The 20,005-nt window shown below is 69.6% G+C and carries 13 protein-coding genes; 4 read left to right on the top strand and 9 right to left on the bottom strand.

The features are described 5' to 3' along the window. Nucleotides 1-7: 7 nt before the first annotated feature. From JL101_RS26485 to acuI, 3 genes are all read right to left on the bottom strand, one after another. A complete protein-coding gene (locus tag JL101_RS26485; RefSeq protein ID WP_203098264.1) occupies nt 8-529 on the bottom strand; it encodes a GNAT family N-acetyltransferase in 522 nt (173 codons plus the stop codon). Nucleotides 530-558: 29 nt separating this feature from the next. After that, the gene (locus tag JL101_RS26490) at nt 559-1,542 is read right to left on the bottom strand and encodes an Rpn family recombination-promoting nuclease/putative transposase (RefSeq protein ID WP_203098263.1); all 984 of its coding nucleotides are present in this window, start codon (nt 1,540-1,542) and stop codon (nt 559-561) included. Nucleotides 1,543-1,642: 100 nt separating this feature from the next. Then, the gene (acuI, locus tag JL101_RS26495; protein WP_203098262.1) at nt 1,643-2,647 is read right to left on the bottom strand and encodes an acrylyl-CoA reductase (NADPH); all 1,005 of its coding nucleotides are present in this window, start codon (nt 2,645-2,647) and stop codon (nt 1,643-1,645) included. Nucleotides 2,648-2,820: 173 nt separating this feature from the next. Between acuI and JL101_RS26500 the strand changes: the two genes are divergently transcribed. Beyond that, nucleotides 2,821-4,071: an MFS transporter gene (locus JL101_RS26500; protein ID WP_203098261.1), complete on the top strand. Its 1,251-nt coding sequence runs from the start codon at nt 2,821-2,823 to the stop codon at nt 4,069-4,071. 164 nt (nt 4,072-4,235) lie between these two features. After that, nucleotides 4,236-5,081, top strand: a complete 846-nt coding sequence (locus JL101_RS26505; RefSeq protein WP_203098260.1) for a calcium-binding protein — start codon at nt 4,236-4,238, stop codon at nt 5,079-5,081. Nucleotides 5,082-5,202: 121 nt separating this feature from the next. On the opposite strand, the gene JL101_RS26510 is transcribed toward JL101_RS26505, so the two are convergent. The 6 genes from JL101_RS26510 to JL101_RS26535 all read right to left on the bottom strand — a co-directional run bounded on the left by JL101_RS26510 (nt 5,203) and on the right by JL101_RS26535 (nt 12,721). Next, nucleotides 5,203-5,403 (bottom strand): YbdD/YjiX family protein, encoded by a 201-nt coding sequence (locus JL101_RS26510; protein WP_203098259.1) that lies wholly within the window; start codon nt 5,401-5,403, stop codon nt 5,203-5,205. Continuing rightward, nucleotides 5,396-7,489, bottom strand: a complete 2,094-nt coding sequence (locus tag JL101_RS26515; RefSeq protein ID WP_323374698.1) for a carbon starvation CstA family protein — start codon at nt 7,487-7,489, stop codon at nt 5,396-5,398. The genes JL101_RS26510 and JL101_RS26515 overlap by 8 nt, the downstream gene beginning before the upstream one ends. Before the next feature lie 275 nt (nt 7,490-7,764). After that, nucleotides 7,765-8,127: a c-type cytochrome gene (locus tag JL101_RS26520; protein WP_203098258.1), complete on the bottom strand. Its 363-nt coding sequence runs from the start codon at nt 8,125-8,127 to the stop codon at nt 7,765-7,767. Nucleotides 8,128-8,131: 4 nt separating this feature from the next. Continuing rightward, complete coding sequence (locus JL101_RS26525) at nt 8,132-9,901, bottom strand: GMC family oxidoreductase (RefSeq protein ID WP_203098257.1); 1,770 nt, start codon at nt 9,899-9,901, stop codon at nt 8,132-8,134. A 46-nt stretch (nt 9,902-9,947) separates the two neighbouring features. Further along, entirely contained in the window at nt 9,948-10,709 is a 762-nt protein-coding gene (locus JL101_RS26530; protein ID WP_203098256.1) for a gluconate 2-dehydrogenase subunit 3 family protein, read from the bottom strand. A gap of 47 nt (nt 10,710-10,756) precedes the next feature. Continuing rightward, complete coding sequence (locus tag JL101_RS26535; RefSeq protein ID WP_203098255.1) at nt 10,757-12,721, bottom strand: methyl-accepting chemotaxis protein; 1,965 nt, start codon at nt 12,719-12,721, stop codon at nt 10,757-10,759. Nucleotides 12,722-13,230: 509 nt separating this feature from the next. On the opposite strand from JL101_RS26535, the gene JL101_RS26540 reads away from it, so the two are divergent. Both JL101_RS26540 and JL101_RS26545 read left to right on the top strand, forming a co-directional pair. Then, complete coding sequence (locus JL101_RS26540; protein WP_203098254.1) at nt 13,231-14,766, top strand: toll/interleukin-1 receptor domain-containing protein; 1,536 nt, start codon at nt 13,231-13,233, stop codon at nt 14,764-14,766. Next, nucleotides 14,763-19,646: an nSTAND1 domain-containing NTPase gene (locus JL101_RS26545; protein ID WP_203098253.1), complete on the top strand. Its 4,884-nt coding sequence runs from the start codon at nt 14,763-14,765 to the stop codon at nt 19,644-19,646. The genes JL101_RS26540 and JL101_RS26545 overlap by 4 nt, the downstream gene beginning before the upstream one ends. The last annotated feature ends 359 nt before the right edge of the window (nt 19,647-20,005 follow it).

The following is a 20,005-nucleotide window of genomic DNA, read 5'->3' on the forward strand; positions in this document are numbered from 1 at the left end:
GGGGAGGCTAGGCAGATTGGACAGACCGGTCCAGCGTAATCACCATATAGGCCGCATCATCGCCGTAGGACGCCAGCTTGGTGGCCAGCGCCGCGTCGCCGGGATGGACCGCGAAGCCGCGCCGGCGCCAATAGGGCGCCGACCGGTTGACGGCGGTCAGGGCCAGCGCCGGCAGGCCCCGGCGCCCGGCGAGGGCGCGGAGGATATCGACCAGCGACTCCCCCAGCCCGAGCCCACGCGCCTCCGGCAGCAGGGCCACGTCATGGAGGTAGAGGCAGTCGGCATCGGGGGGCAGCCCGCCGAGCAGGCTGTCGAGCGCCGGCGGACGCCCCAGCGTGCCTGGATGGCTGACGGCGTAGCCGAGCACGCTCCCGTGCCCGTCCTGCGCGATCAGACAGCCGGCGGGGAACAGCGCCAGTCGCTCGGCCGGCACCTCGGGGGACTCCGGGTAACCGGGGTGGACGATCTCGGCGATCCGCTCGACCGTGGGCAGGTCCGCCGGACTCATGGGACGCCAGTGTGCCGACATGCTGGACCGATCCGCTCCCGGCCGGCGCCTCAGCCGGGCCGGAGATCGGGGAAGACGTCGGCGAGCGACCGGGCTTCCATCAGGCGATCCATATAGGCGTCGAGCTGGTCGATGGTCGCCGAGGCGATCAGGCGGTCCACGTCGGCCGGCAGGTCGCCGAACCGGCGCTTGAGCTGGCGCGACAGCATTTCCACCCTGCCCGCGGTCATGCCCTCGGCCAAAGCTTCGGCCCTGCCTTCTGCCCGCAGTTCGCGCTCCCAGATCTTGATCCGCTCCGACAACATGCCCTGAACCTCCCCAAGTCCAGACGGGACCGCCACCGGCCCGTCCCCGCCAACCAATGCCGCCGCAGCCTGCGCCACCACCTCGCCGAAGGCCAGCTTCAGCGACTCATGGTCCGGATGCCCCCGGAACCAGCCGATCACCTCCCGGACCAGTCCGGGCAGCTCGGTGGGCCGGGTGCAGGTCTCGATCCGGAACAGCAGCGCCACCAGGCCGTCCCTCCGGGCGAGGTCCTCGGCGCCGAGCCTGCCCTCGTCGATGAGATGATAGCGGATGCCCGGCTGCCAAGGCCAGAGCGCCGCGTCCGGCGCCAGGCCCATCAGGCCGGCGGTGTCGAGCGGCGCGTTCCACGGGGCCTCGCCATTGTAGAGCACCACCGGCAGCACCGGCGGCAGGGGCGAGCCGGGCGGCAGCTTCAGCTCCCGGATGAGCTGCTGCCACAGCAGGCCGACATAGACCATGACCCGGATCGCCATCCACCAGTCGGAGCGCGACTGGAACTCCAGCATCAGGTAGATGTGGACGACCTCGCCCGACAGGGTCGGCACGCGCCATATCAGGTCGCCCTCGCGCCGCCGGCCGTCGCGGGCGTGGAACTTGGCGTTGACCCGCTCCATGCGGGTGAAGTCCAGCCCGGCGGCGACGTCCTCCGGCACGAAGCCGCGGATCAGCTGCTCGACCATCAGCGGGTGCGAGAAGAGACGGTGGTACAGGCTGTCTGAGGCAGGCATCGGGGCGGGTATCCCGTGGGATGGAACAGCCCCTCTCTGCATGCGCCCGCAACCTTGCGCAAGCGCCGGCCGGCACCCGCGACCCTATGACCTATCCCCCTCAGCCGCCGATCCTCACCACGGTGCGGCCGCGGACCTGGCCCTTGAGGATGTCGTCGGCCACCCGGGGCAGGTCCTCCAGCGCGACCTCGGTGGTGACCGCGTCCAGCGTCTCCTGCGGCAATTCGCGGGCGATGCGGGTCCAGGCCTCCTGGCGCCGCGGCTTCGGGCAGTTGACCGAATCGATGCCGAGCAGCGACACGCCGCGCAGGATGAAGGGCATCACGGTGGTCGGCAGGTCCGCGCCCCCGGCGAGGCCGCAGGCGGCGACGGCGCCGCCATAGGCGACTCCCGCCAGAACACTGGCGAGCGTGGTTCCGCCGACGGTATCGACGGCGCCGCCCCAGCGCTCGGAAGTCAGCGGCTTGGACGGCTGCGCCAGCTCATTGCGGTCCACGATCACCGACGCGCCGAGGGACTTCAGGTAATCGGCCTGCTCCGGCCGGCCGGTCGAGGCCGCCACTTTGTAGCCGTTGCCGGCGAGCAGCCGCACCGCGACGCTGCCGACGCCGCCCGCCGCCCCCGTCACCAGGATCTCGCGGCTCCGGTCGAGGCCGTGCCGCTCCAGCGCCATGACCGCCAGCATCGCGGTGAACCCGGCCGTGCCGACCGCCATGGCGTGGCGGGCGGTCAGTCCTTCCGGCAAGGGGACCAGCCATTCCGACTTGACGCGCGCCCGTTCGGCGAAGCCGCCGGACCAGGATTCGCCGACGCCCCAGCCGGTCAGGACCACCGCGTCGCCGGGCTTGTAGTCGGGCGAGTCTGACCGGATCACCGTGCCGGCGAAGTCGATGCCGGGCACCATGGGGAACCTGCGCAGGATGCGCCCCTTGCCGGTCAGCGCCAGCCCGTCCTTGTAGTTGAAGCTGGACCAGGCGACGGCGACGGTGACGTCGGCCTCCGGCAGGTCGGCGTCCGTCCAGCGCGTCAGGCCGACACGCACCTTGCCGTCGGCCTGGTCGGCGACCAGGACCCTGAAGGAGGCTTGGGAAGCGTTCTCGGTCATGGGCGGTTTCTCCCCTTGGTTGGTTATCCGGACGGGTGTCTCAGCCGGCGCCCCGCCGCAACGCTCGTGTCAGGCATTCGGGACGGGATCGAACGCCGCCCGCTTATTTGTTTGACAAATATTCGGGTGTCAACCGAGCCTGAAGGAGACCAACGGCAGCAGACAGAACCGGCATGACCGATCCCGGCGCCCGAGTCACAAGAAAAAGCATCGCCGTCCGTCCCGCGGGGCGGACCCTCTCCCTCGCCCTGCTCCTGGTCGCGGAGGTGGCCGCCATGTCGGTCTGGTTCGCCACGACGGCGTCGCTCGCCGGCATCAAGGCGGAATGGGAGCTGGGACCGTTCCGCGAGGCCTTGCTGACCAGCAGCGTCCAGGCGGGATTCGTCGCCGGCACGCTCGGCAGCGCGCTGCTCAGCCTGGCGGACCGGATGGACCTGCGGCACCTGTTCCGCGCGTCGGCGCTGGTCGCCGCGGCCGCCAACGCCGCGATCCTCGCCCTCGACCCGACCGACGCGCTGCTGCCGGTGCTGCGGTTCGTGACCGGCATGTGCATGGCCGGCGTCTATCCCGTCGGGATGAAGATCGCCACCACCTGGGCGAAACGGGACCTGGGGCTGCTGATCGGCCTGCTGATCGCGGCGCTCACCCTGGGATCGGCCTCGCCCCACCTGCTGGCGGCGTTCGGCGGGGTGGACTGGCGTGTGCCCTATGTCGCCGCCTCGGCCGCGGCCCTGCTGGCGGCGGTCCTGATCACGTTCGTCCAGGTCGGGCCGAACCTCGCCAAGGCGCCGCCGCTGCGGCTCGGCAACGCGCTGGAGGCGTGGCGCAACCGGCCGCTGCGGCTGGCCAACCTGGGCTATCTCGGCCACATGTGGGAACTCTACGCCATGTGGGCCTGGTTCGGCGCCTTCGTCCATGCCAGCTTCGCGCTGACGCTGGGCGGGGACTCCTCGACCGAGGCCAAGCTGGCGACCTTCGCCGTCGTCGGCTCCGGGGCCGCGGGAGCGCTGGCCGGCGGCTGGCTGGCCGACCGCTGGGGGCGCACCCTGGTCACCTCGGTCTCCATGGCGATCAGCGGAACCTGCGCGCTCACCATCGGCCTGCTGTTCGACGGCCCGCCCGTCCTGCTGCTGGCCGTCGGCATCGTCTGGGGCATCAGCATCATCGCCGACAGCGGCCAGTTCTCGGCGACCGTGGCCGAACTGAGCGACCGGTCGCTGGTCGGCACCATGCTGACCATACAGACCTGCGCCGGGTTCCTGCTGACGCTCGCCAGCATCCACCTGATGCCGTTCGCGGTGGACGCGGTCGGCTGGACCTATGCCTTCGCGGTGCTCGCCGTCGGTCCCTTCCTCGGGATCCTGGCGATGCTGAGGCTGCGGGCCGATCCCGCAGCCCGGGCGGTCGCGGGCGGCAGGCGCTGATCGGTTGCGGGAAACACCGATTTGGACCGAATATCAAGGTATTATTCGGCATTTTGTGACAAATGGGGCACGAACCGGCCGTGCGCTTGATAAATCTATATGGGTAATACAAATTCGCGCCCAAGAAGATCGATGGCAACAGCGAACTTGGCGCGAGGCTATTCATGGCAACACTTCCAGGCGGGTCCTACGACACTCAATACGGCACCAGCGATTCGGATTTCCTGACGGGTGGCGGTCGCCACGACCTTTTGGTCGGCGGCGGCGGTGACGACATGCTGTTCGGCAACTGGGGCGAGGACGTGCTCGACGGCGGGACCGGCGACGATTACCTGGACGGCGGCGCGCGGTCCGACACGCTGCTGGGCGGCAGCGGCAGCGACACGCTGCTGGGCGGCACCTCCGACGACACCATCGTCGGCGGCTCGGGCGACGACCTGCTGAAAGGCGAGCACGGGCACGACCGGCTCGACGGCGGCAGCGGCAACGACATCCTGGACGGCGGCAGCGGCAAGGACGTGCTGAACGGCGGGTCGGGCGACGACACGCTGCTGGGCGGCGGCCACGACGACATCCTGAACGGCGGGTCCGGCAACGACTATCTCAGGGGCGACAACGGCAACGATATCCTGAACGGCGGTAGCGGCGACGACGTGCTGGCCGGCGGCAACGGCGACGACATCATGTTCGGCGGCAGCGGCGACGACGTGCTGCGCGGCGGCTTCGGCAACGACATCCTGACCGGCGGGGCCGGGGCCGACACCTTCGCCTTCCGCGGCGGCGGCGGCCAGGACGTGGTGATGGACTTCCAGCAGGGCGTGGACCTCCTGCTGGTCTCGCGCAACATCAACGGCCTCAGCGTGTCGAGCGCCGGCGATCTGGCGGCCCGCGTGACCGACGTCGGCGGCAACGCCGTGGTCGACCTGGGCAACGGCGACACCATCACCCTGATGAACGTGTCGGCCGAGGACATCCAGCAGAACCCGAACGCCTTCTTCGCCATCGGCTGACGGTGGCCGGCCGACGGGGGTCGGCTAACGGGGGCCGGCCGGCGCGGGGCGGGTCCCGGACGGCGAAAGGGGGCGCCGGCTTCGGCCGGCGCCCCCTTTCCGTTCCCGCCTCCGCGGCCGCTCAGCAGCAGCGGTTCATGCCGCCGCCCTTGGCGCCGTAGCGGGTGTCCTGCCGGTCGCGGAAGAACTCCTCGTAGGTCATCACCGGCTCGTCCGGATGGTTGGCGAGCCGGTGCGCCACGTAGGTGTCGTAGCAGGGGATCCCGACCATCAGCCGGCCGGTCTCCCTCAACCGGCCGAGGAACGACCTGAGCTCATGCATTGCCCGCCCCCTCCGCGGCGTAGCCGGCGGCCGGGGCCTCGCCCACCTCGCGGGCCGTGGCGTAGGGCGTGGCCAGCGCCTTGCGGACCGCGTCGATGCCGTAGACCACCATGGCCAGCACCACCGCGATGAACAGGCCGCACAGGACGGCGTCCACATAGTCGTTGAAGATGATCCGGTTCATCTCCTCGACCGTCTTGGCCGGGGCCAGGATCTGGCCCGACGCCAGCGCGTCGCCGAACTTCGAGGCGTGGGCCAGGAAGCCGATCGCCGGGTTGGGGTGGAACAGCTTCTGCCAGCCGGCGGTCAGGGTGCAGATCAGCAGCCAGGCGGTCGGCACCAGGGTGACCCAGGCGTAGCGCTGCCGCTTCATCTTGAACAGCACGACCGTGCACAGGATCAGCGCGATGGCCGCCAGCATCTGGTTGGAGATGCCGAACAGCGGCCACAGCGTGTTGATGCCGCCCAGCGGATCGACCACGCCCTGGTACAGGAAATAGCCCCAGGCGGTGACCGCCAGCCCCGTGGCGACCACGTTGGCGCCCCAGGACTCGGTGCGCTTCATCGCCGGGACGAAGGTGCCGAGCAGGTCCTGGATCATGAAGCGGCACACCCGCGTGCCGGCATCGACCGTGGTCAGGATGAACAAGGCCTCGAACAGGATCGCGAAGTGATACCAGAAGGCCATCAGCGCCTTGCCGCCGATCGCCGAGGACAGGATATGGGCCATGCCGACCGCCAGCGTCGGGGCGCCCCCGGCGCGCGACAGGATCGTGCCCTCGCCGACGTCCTGCGCCGTCTGGGCGAGCATCTCGGGAGTGATCACGAAGCCCCAGGAGCCGATGACCTGGGCCGCCTGCTCCGGCGTGGTGCCGATCAGGCTGGCCGGGCTGTTCATCGCGAAATAGAGGCCGGGCTCCAGCACGCAGGCGGCGATCAGGGCCATGATCGCGACGAAGCTCTCCATCAGCATGGAGCCGTAGCCGATCAGCCGGGCCTGGTCCTCGCTCTCGACCATCTTGGGCGTCGTGCCCGAGGCGATCAGCGAATGGAAGCCCGACACCGCGCCGCAGGCGATGGTGATGAACAGGAACGGGAACAGCGCGCCGGAGAATACCGGCCCGGTGCCGTCCACGAAGCGGCTGACCGCCGGCATCTTCAGCTCCGGCATGACGAACAGGATGCCGAGCGCCAGGCCGATGATGGTGCCGATCTTGAGGAAGGTGGAGAGATAGTCGCGCGGCGCCAGCAGCAGCCAGACCGGCAGCACGGAGGCGACGAAGCCGTAGCCGATGATGGTGAGGGCGAGCGTCTCGCCGCTGAAGGTGAACATCGGGGCCAGCGTCGGGCTCTCGCTCACGACCTGGCCGAAATATATCGCGCCGATCAGGGCGGCGAAGCCGATCACCGACATCTCGCCGATCCGGCCCGGCCGCAGGAACCGGGTATAGACGCCCATCAGCATGGCGATAGGGATGGTGGCGAAGACGGTGAAGCTGCCCCACGGGCTGTGGGCCAGAGCCTTGACCACCACCAGCGCCAGCACGGCCAGCAGGATGATCATGATCAGCAGAACGCCGAACATGGCGATCACGCCGGCCACCTGCCCCATCTCGCTGCGGATCATGTCGCCCAGCGAGCGGCCGTCGCGGCGCATCGAGACGAACAGGACGATGAAGTCCTGGACCGCGCCGGCGAACACGACGCCGACCAGGATCCACAGCGTTCCCGGCAGATATCCGAGCTGGGCCGCCAGGACGGGGCCGACCAGCGGCCCGGCCCCCGCGATGGCCGCGAAATGATGGCCGAACAGCACGTACTTGTTGGTCGGCACATAGTCCAGGCCGTCATTGTACCGGACCGCGGGCGTCCTGCGCCGGGGATCGAGCCCCAGGACGGTCCGGGCGATGAACAGGCTGTAGAACCGGTAGGACAGGAGGGCGACGCAGACGGCCGCGACGACGATCCAGAGGGCGTTGATGGTCTCGCCCCGGTTCAGGGCGATCAAGCCGAAAGCGACCGTCATCGCCAGGGTGACGGCGATCCAGATCAGCCCTTGGCCGACTGTTTGAGTGGACCTACTCATTGGAAGAGTGCCTTTCGTGGCGCTACGAACAACATCCGTCGCAGGCCAGTCGGAAAGGGCACGTCGCGGCGGATGGAACGGCCGCAATATCCGCCACATCATCGCCTTGAACAATTATACGAATGGGACAGTCCCTGCAGCTAATCGTTACTTTTTTGCACGGGTTACAGATATTTTAGTTGGGGTTTTGCCTTTTTTACTTAATTTGCTCCCATCGGGATACAGGGCGGCACCCGCCGGACTTCCGCCCGTCGGATACCGCCCCTTCCGGCCGTCTATTTCAGGCCCTGGAGATAAGCCACCAGCGCGTCCCGGTCCGCCGCGTCGGCGACGCCGTCGAAGGGCATGCGGTTGCCCTTCACCTTGCCCTGCGGGTCGGCGATGAACTGGTCGAGGGCGGCGGCGTCCCAGGTGATGCCGCTCCGCTTCATCGCCGGGGAATAGCGGAAGCCGTCGGCGGATGCGGCCTTGCGGCCGACGACCCCCACCAGCGCCGGGCCGCTGTCGGTCCCGACGCCCTTGTCGCCGTGGCAGGCGGCGCAGCTCTCGTAGACCTCCGCGCCGCGGGCTTCGTCACCCGCCCGGGCGGCCGGAGCGGCGGCCAGGAGGCCGGCCGCCGCTATCAGAACAGCTCTCATGTCCTCAGGCCTTCATCAGGTGCGTGGGGTTCTTCAGGTACTTGTTGACCACGGCGTCGGCCGCCCAATAGGACAGCGCGCCGACCGCGCCGGTCGGGTTGTAGCCGGCGTTCTGCGGGAACACCGAGGCGCCCAGGACGAACAGGTTGTGGGCATCCCAGGATTGGAGATACCGGTTGACCGCGCTGGTCGAGGGATCGGTCCCCATCGGCGTGCCGCCGGTGTTGTGGCTGGACTGGTAGGGCACCACGTCGAAGTCGCCCTTGCGCGGGTTGGCAGCGATGTGGGTGGCGCCCATCGCCTTGGCGATGCCGGCGCCCTTCTCCGTCAGGAAGGCCGACATCTTCCGGTCGTTGTCGGTCAGGTTGTAGGTCATCCGGATCAGCGGCCGGCCCAGGACGTCCCTGTAGGTCGGGTCCAGGTCCAGGTAATTGCCCCGGCTGGCATAGTTGGAGCCCTGGCAGTTCATGCTGGCGGCGCGCCGGTACCACTGCGCGGTCGCCTGCTTCCACTCCGATCCCCAGCGCGGCGTGCCCGGCGGCACCGGCCGGTTCAGGATCGGGCGGCCGTTGGTCGAGTTCAGCGCGATGTAGCCGCCGCCCAGGAAGTCCAGGTCCCTGTGGTCGAAATTGTCGCCGTTGAAGTCGTCGATCACCATGCCGAGCGAGCCGGCGCCCATGAAGGGGTTCAGTTCCTTGTCCTGGAAGAAGACGCCGACCGCGGATTGGATCTGGTGGCAGTAGTTGCGCCCGACCACGCCCTTGCCGGTCCGCGGGTCGTAGGGCCGGCCGATGCCGGAATGCAGCATCATGTGGGTATTGCCGAACACCCAGGCGGACAGCACGACGATGCCGGCCGGCTGCTCGATCTCCTCGCCGGTGCGCAGATCGACATAGACGACGGCGGTGACCTTCCTGCCCGACTTGTCGTAGACCAGCCGGCTGGCGTAGCAGCGGTCGCGGATCTCGACCTTGGCCTCCTTGGCGAGCACGGGAAGCAGCGTGGTGTTGGGGCTCGACTTGGCGTTGGCCTCGCAGCCGAACCGCTCGCAATGGCCGCAATACTGGCAGGCGCCGAGCCGGACGCCTTCCGGGTTGACGTAGGGCGCGCTCATGTTGCCCGCCGGGGCCGGGAACGGATGGTAGCCCAGGCCGGACGCCGCCTCGCCGAACATCACGCCGGCCAGCGAGGGCTTGAGCGGCTTGTTCGGATATTCGGCGCTGCGCCAGCCCTCGTAGGGGTTGCCGCCGGGATGGATCTTGCCCCGGATGTTGCCGGCCTTGCCCGACAGGCCGCACAGCTTCTCGAACCGGTCGTAGTGGCCTTCCAGTTCGTCGTAGGTGACGCCCCAGTCGGCGATCAGCATGTCGTCGGGGATCTTCTTCCTGCCGTAGCGCTCCGTCAGGTGGCTGCGCAGGGTGTGGTCGCTGGGCAGGAACCGGTAGGTCTGCGCGTTCCAGTGCGTGCCCATGCCGCCGACGCCGTCGCCCGGCAGGAAGGCGCCGAACCGGCGCATCGGCAGCGCCGTCTTGTCCGCGGAATGCCGGAAGGTGACGGTTTCCTGCGCGGGGTCCTGCATCAGCTCCTGGCGGACCGAGAAGCGCAGTTCGTCGCGGATGTTGGGCAGGGTGAAATCGTCGCCGGGAACGCGGCTGGCGCCGCGTTCCAGCGCCACGACGCTCAGCCCGGCCCTGCTCAGTTCCCGGGCCATGATGCTCCCGGTCCAGCCCATGCCGACCAGGACGGCATCGACTTCCTTCAGTTTCTTGACCATGTCTTCTGTCTCTACCCTTGATTTACTTCGAGATCGCCGGCGCGCCTTACGAGAAGTCCGCGATCGACTGCGGCTCGGCCTCGTAGCGCTTGCCGCGATAGGTCTCGATCTTGTCGGCGTAGGTCGCGGGCAGGCCCGGGTAGCCGATCATCCGCCACGACGCCATGCCGCGGTTGCCGCCATACATCGGGTCGGAGAAGAAGCCCTCCATCACCATCTGGAGCAGCGCGTTGAAGAACGGCTTGGACCCGATCGCGGCGAACTCGGCCTTGCCCGCGTCCATCGCCTTCAGGGCTTCCGCGACCTGGGGTCCGTCCAGGCCGTCCAGTTCCTTGCCGTAGGTCGCCTTGACCCAGGTGTTGGCGGCGGCGATGCCGGCCCGGAAGAACTCCAGCGGGGCCAGGGGCGACTGGTTGCCGGTCCCCGGCTGCGGGGTGCTGAACGGGCCGGACCGGTACAGGCGGGCGCCGGCGCCGTAGGCCCCGGCGAGCTGCCGGTCGATATAGGTCACGACGCCGCAGTCCGACCCAGAGGGCGACAGGTCGTCGGCCGGGATGATGGCGTCGGCGGCGGCCCCGATGAAGGCCGCTTCCGCGGCGGTCAGGACCTGCATCGGCTCCGGGACGTATTCCGGGGCGGAAGCCGCCGGCGCCGTGGCCGGGGCGGGTGCCCGGGGAGCGGCTTGCGGGGCGCCTTCCGGCGCGGCGAGGGCCTGGTCGGGGGCCGCGAAGGCCCCCGCGGTGGTCACGGCGGCGGTTCCCGCCGCGGCGCCGATCAGGAACCGGCGGCGGGGTAGTGCTTCGGTCATGTCTCTGCTGGTCCTCGATAGTGTTCGCGTGACTGTCCCGGCGGGGCTCACGCGGCCCGGATGGTCGCCAGGAACTGGCGGGCCTCGGCGCTGAGCCGGGCGGACTGGGCGGCAAGCTCGTCGGCAGACGCCACGACTTTGGTAGCCGCGCTGCCGGTCTCGTTGGCGGCCGCGGTGACCGATCCGATGGTGGAGGAGACCTCCTGGGTGCCCTGGGCCGCCTGCTGGACGTTGCGGGCGATCTCCTGCGTGGCGGCGCCCTGCTCCTCGACCGCGCTGGAGACCGAGGCGGTGATTCCGTTCAGCTCCTGGATGCGGGCGGCGATGCCGCGGACCGCGGCGGCGGCCTTCTCGGTCTCGGACTGGATCTCGCCGACCTGGGCCTGGATGTCCTCGGTCGCCTTGGAGGTCTGGGTGGCGAGCTGCTTGACCTCCGACGCCACGACCGCGAAGCCCTTGCCGGCCTCTCCCGCCCGCGCCGCCTCGATGGTCGCGTTCAGCGCCAGCAGGTTGGTTTGGGAGGCGATCTGCTGGATCATCTGGACGATCTCGCCGATCCGCTGGGCGGAGCCGGTGAGGCCCGACACTATGGCGTCGGTCACCCGGCCCTCCTCGCTGGCCTTCAGCGCCACCTGGGAGGCGTCGGAGGTCTGCCGGGCGATCTCGCCGATCGAGGAGGACAGCTCCTCGGCCGCGGTGGCGACGGTCTGCACGTTGGTCGAGGTCTGCTCGGACGCGGAGCTGACGGCCAGCGTCTGGCGCTGGGTCTCCTCGGCCGTGGCCGACATGGACTGGGCGGCGGCGCGCATGTCGCCGGCGGCGCTGGAGACGGCGTCGATGACGTGCCGGACGCTTTCCTCGAAGCTGTCGGCGAGGCGGTTCATGGCGCGCCGGCGCTCGGCCTCGGCGGCGGCGCGGTCGGCTTCCTGGCGCCCGCGCAGGGTCTCGGCCTCGACCATGGATTCCTTGAACACCTCGACCGCCTCGGCCATGGTGCCCAGCTCGTCGCGCCGGTCGCGGCCGGGGATCTCGGCGGCGGTGTCGCCCGCGGACAGGCGGCGCATCGCCTCGCGCAGCCGCTCGATCGGGCGGGTCAGGCCCCGGCCGACCATCAGCGCCATCAGGACGGCGGCGACCAGCACGGCGGCGGTGGCGGTGCCGAGATACCAGCGGGTGCCGGTCTCGACCGCGACGAAGCCGGAGATGTTCTTGACCAGCTCGACGACGGCGACGGGCTCGCCCGCGAAATTCTTCAGCTGGCCGAGATAGAGCGCCACCGGATGGCCGTCCAGCTCGGTCCGGCGCAGCATGTCGGCGCCGCCGAGCGCCGCGGCCAGCTCCTCCGGGGTCGCCAGGGTCTTCCCGGCGAGGCTGCTGCCCAGCGTGGCGAAGGCGTCGCCCTGCATCCGGTGGACCGCGAAATCGACGCCGAACCGGGACTTGATCCCGTCGACGAAGGCCGGGCCGAAGGTGATGCCGATGTCGATCGCGCCGACGAACCGGCCGTCGCGGGTGACCGGACCGACGCTGTAGACGCCGAGATTGTCGCGGCCGGGCTCGATCCCGGTGACGCCGCGCCCGCTCTGGTTGACCAGCGCCACCGTGCGCCGGCGCTGCGAGACGTCGTCGCCGAAGCTCTTGGGATCGTGGACCCGGTAGGTCGTGATCCCCGGCGGCTTGGTGAAGGACCAGGGACCCACGCCCAGGGTCTTGGACGCCTTCTGCGCCTGGGCCAGCGTGGCACCCAGCGCGTCGCGGTCGTCCGCGTCCAGGGCCGCCTGGACATCGGGAAGATTGCCGACCACGGCGGCCACCGCGGCGGCGGTGCGGCCCTCGTACTCGAAGGCGGCGATCACGCTTTCGTACTGAAGCCGCATCTCGCGTTCCAGGGCGAGGCTGGTGACCTCGTTCTGCTTCATCGTCGCGAAGATGCAAAGAACGCCGGAGGCGACGGCGGCGGTCGCCGAAATGGCGACGACCAGCCTCATGGCGATGGAGCGGATTTGAAACATGCGCTGTACTTCCTGATCGGGCGCTGGACAGGACGACCAAGAGGAGGCGTCGCCGCGGGAAAATCAGCCGCGCGCCGCCCATTTCGGAGTTCGTCGGGCGGGATCTTCAGCAGCAAATCCTTGCCGAATAAATAACGTTCCAATGGATTTGACGGGTAATCTCAGCTTCTTATTATTACTTAAGGGATAACCGGAACAATACCTAAATTCCAGTATTTCATCCAACATAACTTTCATGCCTGCATGGCGATGCAAATCTCTGGTGGATGCACAAAAAACATGCTTCGACCGTCCTGATCCATGTCCGACGGACAGCATCACCCTCATCTGAAAGTCAGAGGCTCGCGAACTGAATATCCTGGTAGGAGAACCACACGGTTTTACTTTCCGTTTACCTTAAAACGGAAAATGAGTCTCAAGTTCAGGATTGACAGCTTTGCCGGCATCGCTCTAATCCGTTCAAAGGAATTTCAAAAGAGCCATTCATTAAAAGGGATTTCTCGTTGGCCATGCCAACCGTCTTCATCAGCTACGCGCGGGTCGACGATACCCTGCCTCCGAAAGGGACGGACGAGGATGGATGGATCTCCTATTTCCACGAGGCGCTGAGCTACGGCCTCAAGGCCTGGGGCCGCAGCGACCTGAAAATCTGGCGCGACGCGTACGAGATCGACGGGTCCCAGGATTTCCAGAGGCGCATCGAGCAAGGGGTGGACGGCTGCGATATCTTCCTGGCGGTCCATTCCACGGAATATTACGAGCGCGACTGGTGCCGGAAGGAGCTGGAGCGCTTCCATGCCCGGACCGCCAACCCGCCGCCCGGCCGGGAATGCCTGATCAGGATCGGGATCCACGATGTTCCCCGGGACCGGTGGCCCGCCGAGTTCGACGGGCGGACCGGCTTCGACTTCTTCAGCGGAAACCTGCAATCCGGCGATTACCAGCCTTTCTACTGGTTCGGCACCATAGCCAAGAGCCTTTACCTGGAGCGTCTCAGGGAACTGGTCACCGCGATCAACCGGCTGGTGCCCCGGGCGCAAGCCGCCGGGGAAACGGCCGGCCGGGCACCTGCGGAAGCCGCCGCCAAGCCCGGCGGTCCCGTCGTCTTCGTGGCCTGGACCGCCGCCGACATGGCGGATGCGCGGGCGCGGGTCGTCGCCGAACTGGCCGCCCGGGGCTTCACGCCCCTGCCGCTGGAACCGCAACCGCTGCCCGACCCCGCGGCGGCCAAGCTGCTGGCCCAGCAGACCATCGACCGCGCCGAGGCGCTGGTCCACCTGATCGGCGAGCAGGAGCATATCGAAGGAACGGACGGAACGGCCCACAGGCACCTGGTCCGCCGCCAGCTGGAATGGTCGGGCTCCAGGGTCGACGAGGCGGCCCCGCCGGGAACGCCCTGCCGCATCCTCTGGCTGCCTTCCTTCGCGGGGCTGCGCGATGGCGACGGGCGGACGGTCCACCGCCCGGACGCCATGGCGCTGCTGAACCGGTTCTGCGCGCCGCGGGACAGCGACGTGCCGGAGAACGGCGACCTGCTGACCTTCATCCAGGTCCTGACGGCACGGCTGCGGCCCGGCGACGGCCCTGAATCCGGCAGCGCCGGGGAAGAGGAGGACGAGCCCGGGCTGCTCGCCGTGTGGGCCGATCCGGTGGACGCGACGGAGGCGGTCGCGGTTGCCCGCAGCCTGAAGGCGGACGGCCTGAAGCCCAGGATCCCGGATTTCGACTCCGCGGACCCGATCGACGTCCAACTGGCCGGGATCCTGCCGCGGATAGCGTCCGTGGTCATTTGCTGGCGCGACGGCCCCGCGGAGACCGTCCGCGCGCTGCTCAAGACCCTGCGCCGCCCGCGCCCGCCGGGAGCGAGGAAGCGCCCCGCCCCCGCGCTGTGGCTGGTGAAGATACCCGGAAGCGCCGATGCCGAGGCGGCCAAGGCCCGGTTCTTCGACGGCGACCTGGAGGAGGCCGAGATCGACGACCCGCGCCGGGCGGCCGAAGCCCTGGGCCTGCTGGTGCGGCAGGTCCGCGACGGAGCGGCACGATGAGCGGCGCCGTTCCCTGGTGCTCGGCGGAGCGCCCGTTCCCCGGCCTCCGGCCGTTCCAGAAGCAGGACGCCGACTGGTTCTTCGGCCGGGATGCCCAGAGCACGGCCTTGTACCGGCTGGTCCGCGAGTCCCGGTTCGTCGCCGTGGTCGGCGCGTCGGGAAGCGGCAAGTCGTCGCTGGTCAAGGCGGGGCTGCTGCCGCGCCTGGAACACGTCTCATCCCTTCTCGGTCCGCCCTGGCACCTGTTCGAGACCCGCCCCGGCAACGCCCCGATCCGCCGGCTGTCGGAGGTCCTGGCCGGCCTCGACCCGGAAACCCGCGGCACCCCGCCGGGGCCGGCCGGCGAGGCCGACGACCGGCGCATCGCCCGCTTCTCCGACCGGCAGGAGCGGCTGGGCCTGGCGCGCTGGGGCATCGCGCCGCTGCTGAACGGCAGGTCCGACGGCCTGGCCCGGGCGCTGGACCTCGCCCCGGACGCGTCGGCGGCCGGGCGCGTCCTGCTGGTGGTCGACCAGTTCGAGGAGCTGTTCCGGTTCGGCGAGGAGGCCGGGGGGGAGGAGCGCGCCGCCCGGCGCGAGGAGGCCCGCGCCTTCGTCGAGCTCCTGCTGCGCGGGGCGGGCGATCCCGACGGCAGGCTGACCGTGCTGGTCACCATGCGGTCCGACTTCTTCGGCGACTGCGGCCGGTTCCAGGGGCTGGCCGAGGCGGTCAGCGCGTCCCAATACCTGGTGCCCCAGCTCGACCGCGAGTCTCTGGTCCCGATCATCCGCCGGCCGGTCGAGCGGGCGGGCGCCGGGATCGACCCGCGGCTGGTCCAGACGCTTCTGCTCGACCGGGAGGAGAACGACCGCCTGCCGGTCCTCCAGCACGCCCTGATGCGGCTGTGGTCGATCGCCGGGGAGCGCCCCGGAGTCCGCCACCTCGCCCTGGAGGATTACCGGCGGATCGGCGGGCTGGAGGAGGCGCTGTCGCGCCACGCCGAGGAGGTCCGCAAGGAAATCGAGGGCTGGACCGCCGACGGACCCACTGGCGCCCCCGCCGCGATCCTGGTCGAGCGCCTGTTCAAGGAATTGACCGACACCGACCGGCAGAACCGGGCGATCCGGCGGCGGCGCACCGTGGCCGAGCTGGAGGCGGTCGCCGCCGCCGGCCCGGACGGCGGCATCGACCCGGCGCGGGCGGCCGCGCTGCGCCGCGTGATCGACCGGTTCCGCGACCCGGACTGTTCCTTCCTGGTGCCGTCGCCCGCCGAGGTCCCGGAGCTTACCGGCGAGCACCAGATCGATATCGGGCACGAGGCGCTGATCCGCCGCTGGCGGGCGATCGCCGGCGAGGCGCCGAACGCGAACGACGGCGAGGCGGAACAGTGGCGCCGGCTCGGCTGGCTGGAGCAGGAGCGGCGCGACGGCGACAGCTGGCGGCTGCTGCTCTCGGCGGCGCAGGAGTGGGACAGGACCCCGTCGGCGGGCAAGCCGGGCAAGCTGCTTCCCGAGACCGCGGAGAGGAAGCGCTGGCGCGCCCGGGTCAACGCGACGGCGGCCTGGGCGGACCGCCACGGCGGCGGGCTGGCGCTGGTGGACGCCTTCCTGGCGGCCTGCGAGAAGGCGCGGCTGCGCCGGCGGACCTGGGCCCGGCTCATGGCCGGCGCGCTGGTCGCGACGGTCTGCGCCATCGTGGCGGCGGGCTTCATGGCCTTCGAAAGGGTGTCGGAGGAGCGCAACCACGCGATGGAGCTGGCGCTCCGCTATTCCGACCGGCTGGCCGACGACGCGCTCCGCGAACTGGGCACCGGGGAGACCCGGGCGGCGGCGAACCTGATCGCCGAGGCCTTTCCCGACTGGGTGGACGATCCGCTCCCCTGGCGGGACACCCTGCCCCACCGGGCGCTGGAGCAGATCCTCGCCAGCCGGCCGGCGGCACGGGGAGACTGGCTGCTCGAAAAGAACGGCAACGCGGTCTTCGCGCTGTCGCCGGACGGGCGCCATGTCGCGGCCGGTTCGCTGGACAGGCAGTCCGTTTCCCTCTGGGACGCCGCGAGCCGGTCGCTGGTCTGGGAGACCCCGGAGCCTCCGGAAGAGACGTTCCGGTTCCACGCCTTTCCCTCGCTCGCGTTCAGCCCGGACGGCAATCGGTTGACCACGCCTTGGGCCGAGGGAAAGGTCAGGGTCTTCGAGACCGCGACCGGCGAAGTGGTCGCGGAGTTCGAGGGGCATGGCGGGGACGTGAACGCGGTCGCGATGAACCCGGCGGGAGACCGCGTCGCCAGCGCGGGGGACGACCGCACCCTCCGGCTCTGGCGGATCGGCGCCGCGGGCGCCGAGGCGGTGGTCCGGCACAACGCCGGGGTGACGGCTGTCGCATGGTCGCCCGACGGACGCCGGGTCGCGACCGCGACCGAATACGGCCTCGTCACCGTCCTCGACGTGGCCGGCCCGGAGCCGCGGGTTCTGGGGAAGACCGCGCCCCGCTCGGCTTTCATCACCGCCCTGCGGTTCTCGCCCGACGGCGGAACGCTCGCGGTCGGCGACGCCCGCGGCCAGGTTTTCCTCGGCCCCGTCCGGCCGGACGGCCTGATGGCGGAACCCGTGGTCATCGAGGCGCATACGAGCGCGATACAGGACCTCCTGTTCACCGACGGCGGCAAGCTGCTGCTTACCGGCGGATGGACCGACGGCGCCGCCGCCTGGAACGCCGTCACCGGACAGGCGCTGGGTGTCTTCGAAGACTTCCACGGCGTCGACGTGATGGCCCAGCCGGCGGGAACCGCCGATCTCGTCCTGGTCATGAATCACGGCGTCGTGGCGGTGAGGGAGTTGGACGCCCTGACTCCTCCGAAGAACCGCCTTCGGATACCCGAGTCGAGGGCGTTTGTGATCGCCGCGGGAAAGTCGGGACCCGTCTCGATCCGGTGGGATAGCAGATCGGGCCTGGAGTACCGGGCCGGTTCCGCATCAGGGACCACGCAGGCGATACTGCCGAGCGGCGGTCGCAATCCGGCCCGAATGGCGCTGAGCGCCTCCGGCGGATTCACGGCGCTTCAGTTCGCGGAGACCGTCGAGATCGCGCCTCCCGGAGGGGAGCCCTGGGTCATCGACGCGGCCGACTGGGCGCCCGACGGAACTCTCGTCAGCGACGACGGTCGGCGCGTCGTCGGATGGAATGCGGACCGGATCCGCGTCTGGGACGCCGGGTCGGAACAGCCATCCGACGTCGCCCTTCCCGAGGCCGGGATATCGGCGATCGCCATGGATGCTTCGGGGAAGTCCCTGGCTTTCGGCACGGAAAGCGGGCGGGCGGGTCTCGTCGATCTCGACGAGAGGCGGGAACTCTGGTCCTTCGGTGTCTTCGAAGCCAGGATCGCGGCCATCGCCCTCTCCCCTGAAGACGGTATCGTCGCCGTGAGCGCGTTCGGAGAGACGCCGGAGCGGAACGCGACGGCGATCCTCGACCCGCGCCCCGGGCGGCCGGCCGTCACGACGGTCGGCGGGTTCGGCGGCATGACCACGCTGGCCTTCATGGACGGCGGCGAAACGCTGGTCGGATCGGACGGAAACAATGTCGCGGCCGCGCGGACATGGGACGGTGTCCGGGTCGCCAGCGGCGGCGGCTATGACGTCCCGGACATCTTCAAGCTCGTGAATGCCGGCGGAGAGGGTCCGATCCCGGCGCTGGGCAGCAACGGGGAGATCCTGAGCCTGGACCGGAAGACGCTCGGCATATCGGTATCGGTCGCCGCGGAGGAGTCGGACATACGGGATGCCTGGATCACCGGCGCCGGCGGAACGGCCAGCGCCATAACGCTCGAAGGCCGCGCGCATCACTGGAAGGGTGGCTCTCCCTGGCCGGCGGTTTCCCGGACCTTCGAGCCGGGATCGACCCTGATCCCGCTGCCGTCCGGATCGCTCCTGGTCGGCGTCGCCCAGGGCGTCGCGATCTGGGACCCCGACCGCGACTCCGTCGAGCCGGTGCCGCGGACCGGGCCGGCGATGCCGCGCGCCGTGGCCCTGGCCCCGGATGCCGGGAGCATCGTCGTTGTCCGGAGCGACGGGGCGGTGGACCATCTCTCGCTCCCCGACGGCCGCCTGCTGAGATCCCTGGGCCACGCCGACGAGGAACCCGCGATGGTGCTGACCGACGGCACGACTGCGGTCCTCCACCAGCCCGACAGGATGCGGGGCTGGCGTCTCTCGGACGGCGCCGAGATCGCCTTCGTCAGGCCGGAGCAGGGTCTCGCCCGGACGGGCCTTTCCGTGCGCTTCGGGAGACCGCGTCCCGTCATGGGGGGGTACGGGAACGGCCGCGTCCTCGTCGCGGGCCGGACCGGAGCCGTCGAGGTCTGGGTGCCCGGGCCGGACGCCGGTTGGCGGTCGGAATGGTGGCGGGCCGCCCGGGCGGAGAACGTCGTCCCGCTGCAATCCGGAGGTGCTCCCGACACCGTCGTGAGTTCGAGCGCGACCCGGATCAGAAGCCGCTTCGGCGGAAGCACGAGCGACAATTCCGTCAATCTGCTCCGCCTCTGGTCGCCGGGCCTGGACCGGGTGCTGGCCCATGCCGCTGTCCTGGGCCAGCCGGTCTCCCTTCGGATCGAGGATGGCCGATGGCATGTCCTGGTCCAGCGCGCCGGTGCCCTGCATGTCGAGACGGTGACGCCCCATGACTCGGACCTCAAGACGCTCCTGGGCGAACTGCGCGCCTTGCGGGCCGAGGGGCTGGCGGAGTTCACGCCAGAGGAGCGTGCGCGGTACCGGGTCGATCCGCTGACCTCGCAGGCGCAGCCGGACCGGCAGGACCCCTCCGCCCCCTCCTTGCCGGGGAACCGGGGCGGTTCCTTGCCGGGCGCGGCACCGGCGAACCGCGACGGCACCCCGATAGATCGGTAAGCCCGCTCCGGGCCGTTCCCCGGAATCCCATTCGACTTATCCGATTATGGAAAACGCTCCGGTGGGTGATTAACCAATTATCGATCGGCTAAGGCGGAACCGCAGCTCCATCGGTTTCGAATAATACATATTCGCGAGAACTCCTAATACATTTGCATATATTGAGGGTAAAATTTTCTTTGTACCTTGACACCTGATGACGATGTCTGTGAATTCGGCAAATGAAACGCACAACAACGCAAGTACCCGCTCACTAGTCTGTCGTCTGTTCATCCTCTTTTTGGTCACAGCCTGATCACAACTATACCTGGAGCGAAATAATTCTTCGCGCCGGCCAGCATGCCCGGATTTCGATCCGA

Source organism: Skermanella rosea, assembly GCF_016806835.2.
GTDB lineage: Bacteria > Pseudomonadota > Alphaproteobacteria > Azospirillales > Azospirillaceae > Skermanella > Skermanella rosea.